Consider the following 14,731-nt stretch of genomic DNA (forward strand, 5'->3'; position numbering starts at 1 on the left):
TTCGCAACAAGTGACCCCGACCGTCGGGGAGGCAGCCCAGCAGCGGGGCTTACCCATGCCCTTCGCCCGCCCACTCCATTTCGATGGCTTACTGCACATTAGATGTCTCCTACCGTCCAATCCGCAGCTACCCATCGAATCGGGCAGCGCACGACGGCGGCGCTCGCCACGCGCGGCCAGCTCACCACGCGCGCGGGCAAACCTAGCGCTGCCGGGCCACCCAGCGCACGGACAAGGTAGTGCACACACAGAACGTGAGCACCGAGCCGAGGATCACGAACAGCGGCACCGTCCAGCCGTCGGTGACACTGTGCACGAATCCAATGGCAGTGGGAGCCAATGCAGCGAAGCAGTAGCCCACCCCCTGCACCACGGCGGACATCCTGCCGGCGGCGGCCTGGGACTGGGCGAACTTGATGATGGCTATGAAGATCACCGTGATCCCGCCGCCTTGGGCAATACCACCCAACGAGGACCACATCCACCACCACGAAGGTGCCAGCAACAATCCGAATGGTACGGTCAGCCACAGCGCGCTCAAGGTGACCGCAACCGCCGTCGTACTGGCGAAACGGGCCAGAAGCGGTACGCCCAGGCCGCCCACAATCGCGAAGATCTGGAACAGCGAGGATCCAGCCCCGGCTTCGGCGGTGCCCATGGCGAGTTCGTCGGAGAGGAAGCTCGGGAGCCAGGCCGTAACCCCGTAGTAGGAGAACGCCTGACCCGCAAAACCGAGTGTGAGGCCCACAGTCAGCCAGCGCACACCCGCAACGCGACCGGCCGAGGAAGCAGGAGGAGCAGGAACCGCAAGGGGAACAAACGCGCGCCGCGCACCGACCGTGGGAACCCAAAACAGGATCGCGACCAAAGCCAGCAGAGCACTGGCCGCGAGGGAAAGCCGCCATCCCACCAGCTCAGCAAGGGGCGCGGTAGCCACGGAGGTGAGGAAGGAGCCAACATTCAGCGCGGCGGTGTAAACGCCCATCGCGGTCGCCTGGCGCCGGGGTGCAAAGTCGCGCCGGATAATGAGCGGCACCGCGATGTTGCCGATGGTGATGGCCACGCCAATGACCACCGTGCCCACCATCACCGAAGCCCCGCCACCGCTGGAGCGGATGATCACGCCGGCCAACACTCCGAGCAACGTGAGCATCACGGCGAACTCGGCCCCGAACCGGCGTCCCGCCAGCGAAGCCAACGGAGAAGCAAGCGAGAAGCACAGCACGGGAATGCCAGTCAGCAGTCCAAGCTCTACAGGCGAGAACCCGAGGTCCTGCTGCAGCGAATCGACCACGGGAGCCACTGCCACAAACGGCCCGCGCATGTTCAAGGCTATGAGGCCGATGCACGCAAGGATCAGCCAGCCGCGGGGAATTTTGGCGAGGAACCGGCTCATCGGACGGACCGAAAAAGGACAGGAAGCGTTTTCATCACTTTCATTGCTATCACGCCGCCACCCGGCAACCGGCACCGAACAAGGCCTAGCCAGTCGCTTGAAGCGTGGCCTCAATCACTGCCGGCGACAGGACATGCTGGGTGACCATCTGGCTGGCGCCCAGGACCGCGGCACGCTGGCCTGCCATCGAGATGCCGATGCGCAGGTGTGTGGTGGCCAGCGGCAAGGACCGCCGGTAGACCACTTCGCGGATGCCGGCCACGAGGTGCTCGCCGGCCTCCCCCACACTTCCGCCGATGATGATCATGGACGGATTGAGCAGGTTGACCACGGTGGCCAGCACATCGCCGACGTCGCGCCCCGCCTGCCGCAGAGCTTGGATCGCCTGCAGATTTCCTTCACCAATGAGTCTGAGGACATCACCGCCGGTAGATGCTTCCAGGCCTTGGGCCTGCAGCTGACGCGCGACGGCGGGGCCTGAAGCAAGCGCCTCAAGGCACCCGTGATTGCCACAACGGCAGAGAACGTCGTCCCCGCGCGGAACACGGACGTGGCCGAGGTCGCCGGCGGTGCCGTTGGCACCACGCTGCAATTGACCGCTGCTGATGATGCCGGCGCCGATGCCCGTGGCCACTTTGATGAACAGGAAGTTCTGGTGGTCCGGCCAGTAGGCGGTTCGCTCGCCGAGCGCCATGATGTTGACGTCGTTGTCCACCAGGACAGGAACCGGGAGGGAGCGCTGAACGTAGGAGACGACGTCGAATCCGTCCCAGCCAGGCATGATCGGCGGCTTCACGGGCCGCCCGGTATGGTGCTCAACGGGGCCAGGCAATCCGATTCCCATGCCCGCGAGGTCGCCCGGCTTCCGTCCGGCTTCGGCCAGCAGTTCACGGCCCGCAGCTACCACGCGGCCCAGGACCGCGTCCGGGCCGTCGGCGACTTCCTGCGCCAAGCGCCGCTCGGCCAAGACGTTGCCGCCGAGGTCGGTGACGGCAACAATCACGTGGGTGGCGCCGACGTCGACGGCCAGGACCACCCTCGCGGCGGGGTTGAAAGCAAAGCGCGACGGCGGCCTGCCGCCACTGGAGGAAGCCTCACCGGCGGGGCCCACCAGTCCTGAACTGATGAGGGCGTCAATGCGGGAAGCAACCGTGGAACGCGCCAGTCCAGTGGTTTCGACGAGCTCAGCACGTGTACGGGCTTTGCCGTCGCGGAGGAGTTGAAACAGATTCCCGGCGCGAGAAAGACTCCCGGCCTCTGGCGCGGGGGTTTTTCCGGCGTCAGTTCCGGCAGCTGTTGTCATCCACATAGTGAAGCACGATTGCTTATGTCTGTCATCCAACAGAACTTTGTCTGAATATCTTCGACTTTTGCTGGACGATCGACAAAAGTCGCTCTACGCTGAAATGAGCGCGTGACCAGTCCATTGAAGGGAAGAAGCGGTGGCTACCCCGGTGGGTGCTCACTAGACTGGCGCCAAGTCCCTGATCTCCCGGAAACAACTCCCGAAAAGGAACCCAATGTCGTATTCACTTCAGCTGTACACCCTCCGCGATGCCATCGGAGAGGACCTGCCGGGAACCATCAAGAGGGTTGCCGGGATCGGTTTCACTCAGGTGGAGCCGTACAACTTTGTGGCCACGGCCAAGGAACTCGGTGCGGCGTTGAAGGAGAACGGCTTGACCGCTCCGTCCGGACACGCCCCGCTGTTGTCCCAGGACCAGGACGAAATCTTCGCCGCGGCCAAGGAACTGGGCATCACCACGGTGATCGATCCGTTCCTTCCGGCCGAGCACTGGCAGGACGCCGAAACCATCCAGGCCACCGCCGCCAAGCTCAACGCCGCGGCCAAGAAGGGTGCTGAGTATGGCATCCGTGTGGGGTACCACAACCACGCCTGGGAGCTGGAGTCCACCATCGAAGGCAAAACCGCACTGGAATACTTCGAAGGGTTGCTGGATCCGGAACTGGTCCTGGAAGTAGACACCTACTGGGTTGCCGTCGGCGGCCAGGACCCCGTGGAACTCCTGGCCCGCCTGGGTGACCGGGTGAAGCTCATCCACATCAAGGACGGCCCGGCCACCACGGACACCAAGGCCCAGCAGCCCGCAGGCCAGGGCACCATCCCGGTCCTGGACGTCATCGCCGCAGCGAAGTCCCTGGAAGTAGGTGTGGTGGAATTCGATGACTACTCCGGTGACATCTTCGAAGGCATCACCCAGAGCCTGGCCTACCTCACCGCCGCAGCCAGCGCCCAGGCAGCAGAAGGAGCCCAGGCATGAGCTTCGCAGCCTCCACCCGTCAAGGCCCCGTAGGCGTAGCCGTCATCGGCGCGGGCAACATCAGCAAGCAGTACCTGGACAACCTCACGGTCTTTCCGGACCTGAAAGTCCTGGTCATCGCCGACCTCTTCGTGGAGGCCGCCGAAGCACGCGCCAAGGAATACGGGATCGCCGAATTCGGCACCCCCGAGCTGGCGCTGAACCACCCCGACGTCGAAATCATCGTGAACCTGACCATCCCCGCCGCGCACGTCGAGGTCGCCACCGCAGCGGTTAACGCCGGCAAACACGTCTGGACGGAGAAGCCCTTCTCCCTGGACCGGGAATCAGGGCTGGGCCTGCTCAAGGCAGCGGACTCCGCGGGGATCCGCCTGGGCACGGCCCCGGACACCTTCCTGGGCGCCGGCCTGCAAACCGCGCGCCGGATCATCGAACGCGGCGACATCGGCACCCCCCTGACCGGCATGACCACCTTCCAGACCCCCGGCCCGGAATCCTGGCACCCCAACCCCGCATTCCTCTTCCAGCACGGCGCCGGTCCCCTGTTCGACATGGGCCCCTACTACCTCACCGCCCTGATCCAGACCTTCGGCTCCATCCGCAAGGTCGCCGCCGTCGGCTCCTCCGCCAAAGCGACCCGCATCATCGGTTCCGGACCCAAGGCGGGCGAGGAATTCGCCGTCGAGGTCCCCACGCACGTCTCCGCGATGGCGCAGTTCGAAGGCGGCCAGTCCTCCCACAGCGTCTTCTCCTTCGAGTCCCCGCGCCTGCGGATGGGCTTCGTGGAAATCACCGGCTCCGAAGCGACCCTTTCCCTGCCGGACCCGAACTACTTCGACGGCGACCTGAAACTCTGGCGCCCGGGCACGGAAGAACCCGAGATCATCCCCGCCACCGGGCCCGCCAACGGCCGCGGCCTCGGTGTGCTGGACATGGCCCGCGCCCTCCGCGCCGGCACAGCCCACCGCGCCACCGGCGATCTCGCCTACCACGTGCTGGACAGCATGGTCTCCATCACCGAATCCGTCGAATCCGGCACGTTCGTGGACGTCACCAGCAACGCCCCCGCCTCCGCCGCCCTCCCCGAGCACTGGGCACCCGAAACAGCCACCCTCTAGGAACCGGCGAAGAACATGACGACTATTCCTCAACCCGCACCGCTGGGCGTTGCGGCCATCGGCTACGCCTTCATGGGCAAAGCCCACTCGAACGCGTGGCGGAACGTGGCCAGCTTCTTCGACGTCCCGGCGTTTGAGCAAAAAGTACTGGTGGGCCGGGACGCCGGTGCCGTTGCGGAAGCCGCCGCCACGTACGGCTGGGCCGAGTCCGCCACCGACTGGCGCTCCGTCATTGAACGGGACGACATCCACATCATCGATATCTGCGCGCCGGGGTGGATGCACGCCGAAATCGCTGTGGCCGCGCTTGAAGCCGGAAAGCATGTGCTCGTGGAAAAGCCGCTGGCCAACACCTTGGGTGAAGCCGAGCTGATGACGGCAGCCGCCGCAAAAGCCCGGGCCCGGGGCGTGCAGTCCATGATCGGCTTCAACTACCGCCGCGTCCCGGCGTTGGCGCTGGCCCGCGAACTCATCGCCGAAGACCGTCTCGGCACCATCCGGCACGTCCGCGCCGCTTATCTGCAGGATTGGCTCACCGACGCGGAGTCCCCCATGTCCTGGCGCCTCCGCAAGGAAACCGCCGGTTCCGGGGCACTCGGGGATATCGCTTCCCACGCCATCGACCAGATCCTGTACCTCTTGGGCGATGACGTCATTGAGGTATCGGGCCGTCTCCAGACTTTTGTCGATCAGCGCCCCGGCGCAGAAGGTCCAGAGGATGTCACGGTCGACGACGCCGCTTGGGTTAACCTCTCGCTCGCCTCTGGGGCAATCGCCTCGGTGGAGGCCTCCCGCGTTGCCACGGGCCGGAAAAACTCGCTCCAGCTCGAAATCTACGGTTCGCTGGGTTCGCTGACGTTTGACCTGGAGAACCTGAACGAACTGAACTTCATGGACACCACGGTGCCCGTCCGCGAGCAGGGGTTCCGTCGGATCCTGGTCAACGAACCCGAGCACCCGTACTTGGGAGCTTGGTGGCCGCAGGGCCACATCATTGGCTGGGAACACACCTTCACGCACCAGATCCGGGACTTCCTCACCGCAATCGCGGCCGGTGACGCGCCGTCGCCGTCGTTCGAGGATGGACTGAACGTCCAGCACATCCTGGCCGCCGTGGAAGAGTCCGCGGCCGCCAAAAGCTCACTGATCCAGCTCAACGCACCCGTTACTGAAGGAGCCTGACATGCCCCGCCCGTACACCCTGTTCACCGGCCAGTGGGCCGACCTTCCCTTCGAGGAAGTCGCGCGACTCGCTTCCGGCTGGGGCTACGACGGCCTGGAAATCGCCGTCTCCGGAGACCACCTGGACGCCTGGCGCTGGGACGAACCCGGCTACGTCGAATCCAAGCTCGCGGTCCTGGAGAAGTACAACCTGAAGGTCTGGGCCATCTCCAACCATCTCAAGGGCCAGGCGGTCTGCGATGACCCCATCGATTTCCGCCACGAAGCCATTGTTGGCTCCCGCGTGTGGGGCGATGGGGAGCCCGAGGGCGTCCGCCAGCGCGCCGCCGAGGAAATGAAGCACACCGCCCGCCTCGCCAAAGCACTGGGCGTGGATACCGTGGTGGGGTTCACCGGCTCTTCCATCTGGCAGTACGTTGCCATGTTCCCGCCGGTTCCGGAAAAAGTCATCGACGCCGGTTACCAGGACTTCGCCGACCGTTGGAACCCCATTCTGGACGTGTTTGATGAATGCGGTGTCCGTTTCGCCCATGAAGTCCACCCCTCCGAAATCGCCTACGACTACTGGACCACCGTCCGGACCCTCGAAGCGATCGGCCACCGTGAAGCTTTCGGCCTGAACTGGGATCCCTCCCACTTCATGTGGCAGGGCATCGACCCTGTGTCTTTCATCTGGGACTTCAAGGACCGGATCTACCACGTGGACTGCAAGGACACCAAGCTACGCCCCACAGGCCGCAACACCGTGATGGGATCCCACCTGCCGTGGGGCGATCCCCGGCGCGGCTGGGACTTCGTCTCCGCCGGACGCGGCGATGTGCCCTGGGAATCGTCGTTCCGGGCCCTCACCGCCATCGGCTACGACGGACCCATTTCCATAGAATGGGAGGACGCAGGAATGGACCGACTCCACGGGGCACCCGAAGCCCTGGCAGCACTGAAGAAGTTCGACTTCCCGGCGTCGCAGACCTCCTTCGACGCCGCGTTCAGCAGCAAGGACTAAACACGTGACCCTCAGCAACGGCACCTCCGACGGCACCATCCGCTGGGGCATTCTCGGCACCGGGTTTATTGCCGGGCTCCAGACCAAGGACGTGAAGGAGAACGGCTTTACGGTCCAGGCCGTGGGGTCCCGTTCGCTGGACTCAAGCCAGGTGTTTGCCGGTGAGCATGGCGTGGCCACTGCGCACGGCAGCTATGAGGATCTGGTGGCCGACCCCTTGGTTGACGTGGTCTACGTGGCCACGCCACACCCTTTCCACCACGCAAATGCCCTGCTGGCGTTGAATGCCGGCAAGCACGTGCTGGTGGAGAAGGCGTTCACCATGAACGCCCGGCAGGCACAGGAGATCGTTGACCTGGCGGAATCCAAGGGGCTCGTGGCCCTGGAGGCCATGTGGACCAGGTTCCTGCCGCACATGATCCGGATCCGTGAAATCATCGAGTCCGGCACCATCGGCGAGGTCCGCAAGGTGGTGGCCACGCACAACCAGAGCCTCCCCAAGGACCCCGCCCACCGGCTCAACGATCCCGCGCTCGGTGGTGGAGCGCTGCTTGACCTGGGCATCTACCCGATCTCCTTCGCGTTCGACATCCTCGGCACACCGTCCGCAATCCGGGCCAGCGCCTCCATGTCTGCCACCGGCGTGGACCGGCAGACCGCGGCCATCTTCGAATACGCCAACGGCGCCCAGGCATTGGTGGATTGTGAGCTCGACGCCGCCAGTGCCAACCGTGCCATGGTGATCGGGACTGACGGCTGGATCGACATCGAACACACTTGGTACAACCCCGTTCCCTTTACGGTTCATGCCGTGGATGGGAGGGTTGTTGAACGGTATGACCAGCCCGTCGCCAGCCGCGGAATGCAATACCAGGCTGCCGAACTGGAGCGTTTGGTTCGGGCCGGTTCCACTGCTGGAACGATCCTGCCGCCACGTGAGACTGTGGCCATCATGGCCGCGATGGATGAGATCCGCCGTCAGATCGGGCTTCGCTACGAGTCCGACGCCGTCTTGGAAGGGACGAACAATGACTGATTCACCGCGCCTTGCTGAACTCCGCCAGCAGGAAGAAGAGCTGCTCTTCGCTTCGTTCGATCACCACGATGCCTGGCGGCTTGGCTCGCTGATCGCCAACCACGCCATCTCGTCCGGCTTCGGTGTGGCTATCGATATCCGCCGCCATAACCTCGTGCTTTTCCGCTGCGTCCTTCCCGGTGCGACGTCGGATCAGCAGGAGTGGATCCGCCGTAAGTCCGCGTCCGTGCTGCGCTTCGAGCACAGCACGGCGTTGTTGTCCGAGGATTTTGCCACTCGCGGCCACAGCCCTGTAGGCGGCGGCTGGCTTGCGCATGAGGACTACACCCTGGCGGGCGGTTCGTTCCCGATCCGCGTGCGCGGCGCCGGCGTGATCGGCGCAATCACCGTCTCCGGGTTGAGCTCGGACGAGGACCACCAACTGGTGGTGGACGGGATCCGGAACTACCTGAAGACGGTAGGGGCTTAGCGGGGATAACCTGTGGATCGGCGACGTGGGTAGGTCGCGAAACGTTGGCGCGTTCGGCGACAAGTTCCTGCGACCAGCCGAGGATGATTCGTCGGCTTCGCAGGTTCTCCCCCAGGCGGCGCATGAATGATGCGCAGCTCCTCACCGACATCGCGCAGCCGAAGCTGCCCAAACCCGCGCCTGTTCCAATTCACCGCCCCTTCAGCAGATACCGCCGTTCGGGACGCCCGACGCCGTACTTGAGCCGGACGTCCAGCGCCCCCTCGTCGTGGAGGTACTCAAGGTAACGGCGGGCACTGACGCGTGAGGTCCCGAGTTGCTCGGCGAGCTCAGCGGCGGAGAGGTCACCCGGCGCTGATTTCAACGCCGTCTCTACCAGCTCGAGTGTCTCAACACTGCAACCTTTGGGCAGGGTCCGTTCGGAAACGCTTAGCCCGAAGACACGGTTCACGTCAGACTGTTCGGCCTCCACCTTGGACGCATCCAGGCCCTGGTAGGCACTGAGATAGTGCTCCAACCGTTCCTGCAGATCAGCTTGGGAGAACGGCTTGATCAGGTAGTGGACAATCCCGCCACGCAAGGCCTTCCGCACAGTTTCCACTTCCCGGGCAGCGCTGATCACCAGCACATCCAGGTCCGGGGCGACATCCCGGAGTTGATGCATCAGCTCCAGCCCGTTGATGTCCGGGAGGTGGATATCCAGCAGCACCAGGTCCGGCTGCAGCCGATCGGTTTCAACCAGGGCTTGGGCACCGGTGTGTGCCACGCCTACCACCTCGAAACCCGGGGTTCGCTGGATGAAGCCGGCGTGGACCTTGGCAACCATGAAGTCGTCGTCCACAATCAGAACCTTGATCACCGCTGTTGTGCCCCTTTGCTGATGCCTGAGTCGGTCTTGCTGAACTGCGCCGTAAACACTGCCCCGTTGTCGTTGGACACCGAGAGGTCGCCTCCGGACCGCCGGCAGATCACCCGGGACAACGCCAGCCCGAATCCCCGTGCATCACCAGGCCCCGGGTCTTTGGTGGAGAAGCCCTGCCTGAAAATGTCCTCAGCGGAGCCGGTGGGCACGCCTGGTCCATTGTCCCGGACGGTAACCGTGACACCGTCCGGCGAGTTGACCACCAACACGCGGACCGAGGCCCCGGCGCGCCCAGTGACGGCGTCGAACGCGTTATCCACCAAATTCCCCACCACGGTGGTGAGATCGCGCGAGAGTTCTTCGTCCACGCGGGGCAGTGCAGACTGCGGGTCAAGCTGAAGTTCCACGCCGCGCTCGGTAGCGAGGCTGGCTTTGGCGATGAGGAGGGCGGCGAGCGCCGGGTCCTCGATGCGGCTGGTGACGTCGTCGTTAAGCCGGGTGCGGTCCACTGTTGCACCATTGACGAACTGCACCACGGAGTCGTATTCGCCGATCTGGATGAGGCCGGAGATGACGTGGAGTTGATTGGCGAATTCGTGGGCTTGGGCCCTCAAAGTGTCGGTGACGGTGCGCGTGGCGCCGAGTTCACTTTCCAGGGAGGACAGCTCGGTCCGGTCCCTCAAGGTGGTGACGGAGCCGATGTCGCGTCCGTGGGAGCGCAGGGCAACACGGTTCATGACCACCAGCCGCTCACCCACCAGCACCAATTGATCAGCGTCTGACTGCTCACGGGTCAGGACGATTTTCAGTGCAGGATCCACGTGGAGGGATCGCAGCTTCTTCCCTACGCAATCCTGGGGCAGTCCAAGGAGTTGGCGGGCGCTCTGGTTGGCCACCGTGATGCGCTCGTGGGGATCCAACGCGACGACGCCTTCCTTCAGGCCCTGCAACATGGCCTCCCGGTTTTCCACCAGCCCGGTGATCTCCCGCGGTTCCATGCCCAGGGTTTGCCGTTTGACGCGGCGGGACAACAGGAGTGATCCGGCGACACCCAGGACGCTGGCAACACCCAGGTAGGTGAGAAGGTTGGGAACTGCGTCGCCCAGTCGCTCGATGGTGGAGGGGTAGTTCCTGCTGATGGAGGCTACGCCGATCATGATTCCGGCGTCGTCCAGGACAGGGACGTGGGCGGAAAGTACGGCCCCGCCGCCGGCTGGCAGGACACCGGTCCATGCCCGCCCCTCCATGACCCTGCTTTCACCGAGAGGCAGTGATTGTCCTACGAGGCTGGGATCGGACGATGCCACCACTGTCCCGTCCAGCTTGGCGAGGGCCACGTGGGAGGATCCCGACACGGTGCGGACGGATTCGGCCACGGCGGGAAGGGCGGAACCGGCGCGGGGTTCGGCTGTGGGCAGCAAAGCGCGCACGGTGGGGTTGTTGCCCAATGCCTCAGCAGCGGACAGCGCCCGGCGGCCTTCGGTCCGTTCGAAAACAGCGGCCGATTGGGCGAGTGAAATGGCCACTACGGCCACAAGAACGGCCAGGACAATAAGCAACTGCAACACCAGGTATTGCCCGGCCAGGGACATTCCTCTTCTTCGAGACAGTCGGGTCACTGCTGGGTTCCTTTGGTGGTGCCGGTGATCGGAGGGCGGACAACAGCTTCCCCCGTGGCGTACCGGAACTATACCGCAGGGGCCCAAAAGACCGGCCCAGGCCTCCATCACGGCCCAAAACAGGGGCAAAATCCGTGAACGCAATGAACTTAAAGATCACTGCGAACACAAGAGTGATCCCTGTCACGTACGCGCCTAGCATCAAATCAACGGGCATCGCCCTGCACCCGCATTTTCAATGATGAGAAGAGGAACACCATGCGCCAGATCCGCGCATTGCGAGTCGCCGCCGTCGCCGCCGGCATCGCCCTGATGGCCACCGGCTGCGGCGCCACAGGTAAGTCCACCGGTTCTGAGAGCACCGGCGCAGCAGGACCCATCACCGGGCTCCAGATCATGGTTCCGAACACGCCCGGTGGCGGCTACGACACCACCGCCCGGGCAGCCGCCAAGGTACTGGACGACGAGAAGATCTCCACCAACACCGAGGTATTCAACCTTGCCGGCGCCGGCGGAACCGTTGGCCTGGCGCGCATCGTCAATGAAAAGGGCAACGGTGACCTCACCATGCTCATGGGCCTGGGTGTTGTGGGGGCCAGCTACACCAACAAGTCCGAGTCCAAGCTGACCGAGACCACACCGTTGGCAAAGCTGATCGAGGAACCCGGCGCCATCATGGTAGGCAAGGACTCCCCGTACAAGACCATTGATGATCTGGTGAAGGCCTGGAAGGCCAACCCCGCTTCCATCGCAGTTGGCGGCGGCTCCTCGCCTGGCGGTCCGGACCACCTCCTGCCAATGCAGTTGGCGGGCGCTGTTGGCATCGACGCGACCAAGGTCAACTTTGTGTCGTACGACGGCGGCGGCGACCTTTTGCCCGCCATCCTCGGTAACAAGCTTGGTTTCGCCGCTTCCGGCGCAGGCGAGTACCTGCAGCAGATCAAGTCCGGCGAAATCCGCGTCCTGGCCACCAGTGGCGAGAACCGCTTGGAGGGCGTGGATGCTCCCACGTTGAAGGAATCCAACATTGACTTGGTCTTCACCAACTGGCGCGGCGTTGTGGCCCCTCCGGGCATCAGCGAGGACGACAAGAAGTCCCTGATCGCCGCCCTTGAGAAGATGCACGCCTCCGCCGGCTGGAAGGAAGCACTCAAGACCCACAGCTGGACCGACGCTTTCGTTACCGGTGACGAGTTCCAGACCTTCCTGACGGACCAGGACAAGCGCGTGGCGGATGTCCTCACCAAGCTCGGGTTGGCGTGAGCTCCATAGCCACAGGCCTTAAAGGCCGCGCCGAGCTGGGGGTAGCCCTCCTGCTCGGCGTGGTCGGTGTCCTTGTCTTCCTGGACGCGAACGGCCTGGTGACCCCGTACTCGCAGTCGGACCCGGTGGGCCCGAAGACCGTTCCGTTCATTGTTTCCGGCCTCCTGATCGTCTGCGCTGTTCTGCTCGCCATCAACGTCCTGCGAGGCGGAAAAGGTGAAGCCGAAGGCGGAGAAGACGTTGACTTGGCCCACCCTGCCGATTGGAAGACCGTCCTCCCCTTGGCCGGTGCGTTCATTCTGAACATCCTGCTCATCGACTGGGCCGGATGGGTCATCTCCGGCACCGTCCTGTTCTGGGGCAGCGTCCTGGCGTTGGGCAGCCGCCGCTACCTCCGCGACGGTCTCATTTCCGTCGCCCTGTCCTTGCTGACCTTCTACGGCTTCTACCTCGGCCTGGGCATCGCCCTGCCTGCCGGGCTCCTGGAAGGAATCCTCTAATGGACGTCTGGTCCTCCTTGATGGACGGTTTCGCCACCGCCCTGACCCCCATGAACCTCTTGTTCGCCGTGATCGGCGTGCTCCTGGGCACCGCCGTCGGCGTTCTTCCCGGCCTGGGCCCGGCCATGACCGTGGCCCTGCTGCTCCCGGTGACCGCGGCCTTGGAGCCCACCAGCGCCTTCATTATGTTCGCCGGCATCTACTACGGCGGCATGTTTGGCGGTTCCACCACCTCCATCCTGCTGAACACACCGGGTGAATCGTCGTCAGTGGTGACGGCCATCGAAGGCAACAAGATGGCCAAAGCGGGCAGGGCCGCCCAAGCCCTTGCCACCGCCGCCATAGGCTCGTTCATCGCCGGAACCATCGGCACCGCGCTGCTGGCAGTGTTCGCGCCCATTGTGGTGCAATTCGCCGTGAGTTTGGGCGCTCCGAGCTACTTCGCCATCATGGTCCTCGCCCTGCTGGCCGTCACGGCGGTTCTGGGCTCTTCCAGGCTCCGCGGTTTCGCGTCGCTGGCTCTCGGCCTGGCCATTGGCTTGGTGGGCATCGACTCCGTGACCGGCCAACGCCGCCTGACCTTCGGCCAGCCCTTGCTGGTGGATGGTTTGGACATCGTGGTGGTTGCTGTTGCAATCTTCGCCGTGGGTGAAGCCCTCTGGGTTGCTGCCCACCTGCGCCGCACCCCGCTCCATGTCATTCCCGTTGGCCGTCCTTGGATGGGCAAGAAGGACTGGGGCCGCTCCTGGAAGCCTTGGCTCCGCGGCACCGCTTTTGGCTTCCCGTTCGGTGCCCTGCCCGCCGGCGGCGCCGAGATCCCCACGTTCCTCTCCTACGTCACAGAGAAGCGGCTCACCAAGCACCCGGAAGAGTTCGGCAAGGGCGCCATCGAAGGCGTCGCAGGACCTGAAGCGGCCAACAATGCTGCCGCCGCCGGAACCATGACACCGCTGCTCGCACTCGGCCTGCCCACCAACGCAACAGCCGCCGTCATGCTCGCCGCGTTCACGTCCTACGGCATCCAGCCTGGCCCGCAGCTTTTCTCGAGCCAAGGTCCCTTGGTGTGGGCACTGATTGCGAGCCTCTTCATCGGCAACTTCCTGCTGCTGCTCATCAACCTGCCCCTGGCACCGGTCTGGGCCAAGTTGCTGCAACTCCCCCGCCCGTACCTTTACGCAGGCATCCTCTTCTTCGCTACCTTGGGCGCCTACTCGGTCAACCTGCAGGCCTTCGACCTGGTCATCCTGCTGGTACTCGGCGCTCTTGGCTTCATGATGCGTCGCTTTGGTCTTCCGGTCCTGCCGCTGATCCTCGGCGTCATCCTGGGTCCGCGCATCGAAGGCCAACTCCGTAAGACGCTGCAATTGAGCGCCGGCGATCCCGCAGGCCTCTTCAGTGAGCCGATCGCGATCGTGGTCTACATCATCGTGGCGATCATCCTGGTGTGGCCGTTCATCTTCAAGCTCATCCGCCGCAACCGGCCAGTGGCAGTCCTCGCAGGACCGTCCGGGCAGGCGACTCCCGTCGAACCGGAGACTGCCGCTCCCACCGAGTCAACCAACCCAACCCACCAGAAACAGGAGAAACCATGACCATCGTGGTGGGATACGTCCCCACACCGGAAGGCGAAGCGGCACTGACACAGGCCATCGCCGAGGCCAAGAAAAGCAACGACACCCTGCTGGTCATCAACTCTTCCAAGGGCGACGCCCTGGTTGATAACCGGTATGCCCAAGAGCCGGATATCCAGAGCATCGAGGAGCGGCTGGCGGACCAAGGAATCCAGCACATCATCAAGCAACCGGTCCGCGGCCATGACGCAGCAGCCGAGGTCCTGGACGCCGCCGACGAGAACGACGCCAGCCTGATTGTCATCGGCCTTCGCCGCCGCAGCCCGGTGGGCAAGCTGATCATGGGCAGCGTGTCCCAACGGATCCTGCTGGAGGCGGACTGCCCGGTTTTGGCGGTCAAAGCGGACTAGGAGTTTTCGTACAGCTAATG

At 64.3% G+C, this 14,731-nt stretch carries 14 protein-coding genes; 10 read left to right on the forward strand and 4 right to left on the reverse strand.

Annotated features, from left to right (window positions below):
• Positions 1-202 precede the first annotated feature (202 nt).
• Positions 203-1,396: a CynX/NimT family MFS transporter gene (locus tag ACIQLI_RS00325; protein WP_400383826.1), complete on the reverse strand. Its 1,194-nt coding sequence runs from the start codon at positions 1,394-1,396 to the stop codon at positions 203-205.
• Positions 1,397-1,481: 85 nt separating this feature from the next.
• Positions 1,482-2,699, reverse strand: coding sequence for an ROK family protein (locus ACIQLI_RS00330; RefSeq protein ID WP_400383828.1), 1,218 nt, complete (start codon positions 2,697-2,699; stop codon positions 1,482-1,484).
• 217 nt (positions 2,700-2,916) lie between these two features.
• Between ACIQLI_RS00330 and ACIQLI_RS00335 the strand changes: the two genes are divergently transcribed.
• From ACIQLI_RS00335 to ACIQLI_RS00360, 6 genes are read left to right on the forward strand one after another with little or no spacing between them, the layout of a single operon-like run.
• On the forward strand, positions 2,917-3,678 hold the full coding sequence (locus ACIQLI_RS00335) for a sugar phosphate isomerase/epimerase family protein (protein WP_400383831.1): 762 nt from the start codon (positions 2,917-2,919) through the stop codon (positions 3,676-3,678).
• Positions 3,675-4,796: a Gfo/Idh/MocA family protein gene (locus tag ACIQLI_RS00340; RefSeq protein ID WP_400383833.1), complete on the forward strand. Its 1,122-nt coding sequence runs from the start codon at positions 3,675-3,677 to the stop codon at positions 4,794-4,796. Before ACIQLI_RS00335 ends, ACIQLI_RS00340 begins: the two co-directional genes overlap by 4 nt.
• 15 nt (positions 4,797-4,811) lie before the next feature.
• The gene (locus ACIQLI_RS00345; protein WP_400383836.1) at positions 4,812-5,978 is read left to right on the forward strand and encodes a Gfo/Idh/MocA family protein; all 1,167 of its coding nucleotides are present in this window, start codon (positions 4,812-4,814) and stop codon (positions 5,976-5,978) included.
• Between the two features lies 1 nt (position 5,979).
• Positions 5,980-6,981 (forward strand): sugar phosphate isomerase/epimerase, encoded by a 1,002-nt coding sequence (locus ACIQLI_RS00350; RefSeq protein WP_159735547.1) that lies wholly within the window; start codon positions 5,980-5,982, stop codon positions 6,979-6,981.
• A 4-nt stretch (positions 6,982-6,985) separates the two neighbouring features.
• Entirely contained in the window at positions 6,986-8,017 is a 1,032-nt protein-coding gene (locus tag ACIQLI_RS00355; protein WP_400383839.1) for a Gfo/Idh/MocA family protein, read from the forward strand.
• Positions 8,010-8,486 (forward strand): heme-degrading domain-containing protein, encoded by a 477-nt coding sequence (locus ACIQLI_RS00360; RefSeq protein ID WP_354229093.1) that lies wholly within the window; start codon positions 8,010-8,012, stop codon positions 8,484-8,486. The genes ACIQLI_RS00355 and ACIQLI_RS00360 overlap by 8 nt, the downstream gene beginning before the upstream one ends.
• Positions 8,487-8,676: 190 nt before the next feature.
• Here ACIQLI_RS00360 and ACIQLI_RS00365 read toward each other — a convergent pair whose 3' ends face one another.
• A complete protein-coding gene (locus ACIQLI_RS00365) occupies positions 8,677-9,345 on the reverse strand; it encodes a response regulator (protein WP_400383842.1) in 669 nt (222 codons plus the stop codon).
• Entirely contained in the window at positions 9,342-10,940 is a 1,599-nt protein-coding gene (locus ACIQLI_RS00370; RefSeq protein ID WP_400384766.1) for an ATP-binding protein, read from the reverse strand. Before ACIQLI_RS00370 ends, ACIQLI_RS00365 begins: the two co-directional genes overlap by 4 nt.
• Positions 10,941-11,225: 285 nt before the next feature.
• Here ACIQLI_RS00370 and ACIQLI_RS00375 point away from each other — a divergent pair, with 285 nt between their 5' ends.
• Genes ACIQLI_RS00375 through ACIQLI_RS00390 form a run of 4 tightly spaced genes read left to right on the forward strand, consistent with a single transcriptional unit; the run spans position 11,226 to position 14,711 of the window.
• A complete protein-coding gene (locus tag ACIQLI_RS00375) occupies positions 11,226-12,230 on the forward strand; it encodes a tripartite tricarboxylate transporter substrate-binding protein (RefSeq protein WP_354229089.1) in 1,005 nt (334 codons plus the stop codon).
• Complete coding sequence (locus ACIQLI_RS00380; RefSeq protein WP_400383845.1) at positions 12,227-12,730, forward strand: tripartite tricarboxylate transporter TctB family protein; 504 nt, start codon at positions 12,227-12,229, stop codon at positions 12,728-12,730. The genes ACIQLI_RS00375 and ACIQLI_RS00380 overlap by 4 nt, the downstream gene beginning before the upstream one ends.
• Positions 12,730-14,322, forward strand: coding sequence for a tripartite tricarboxylate transporter permease (locus ACIQLI_RS00385; RefSeq protein ID WP_354229085.1), 1,593 nt, complete (start codon positions 12,730-12,732; stop codon positions 14,320-14,322). The genes ACIQLI_RS00380 and ACIQLI_RS00385 overlap by 1 nt, the downstream gene beginning before the upstream one ends.
• Positions 14,319-14,711: a universal stress protein gene (locus ACIQLI_RS00390; protein ID WP_354229083.1), complete on the forward strand. Its 393-nt coding sequence runs from the start codon at positions 14,319-14,321 to the stop codon at positions 14,709-14,711. The genes ACIQLI_RS00385 and ACIQLI_RS00390 overlap by 4 nt, the downstream gene beginning before the upstream one ends.
• Positions 14,712-14,731: the final 20 nt, after the last annotated feature.

The sequence above is a fragment of the Paenarthrobacter sp. NPDC091669 genome (genome assembly GCF_044756725.1).
In the GTDB taxonomy this organism is placed as follows: domain Bacteria; phylum Actinomycetota; class Actinomycetes; order Actinomycetales; family Micrococcaceae; genus Arthrobacter; species Arthrobacter bambusae_C.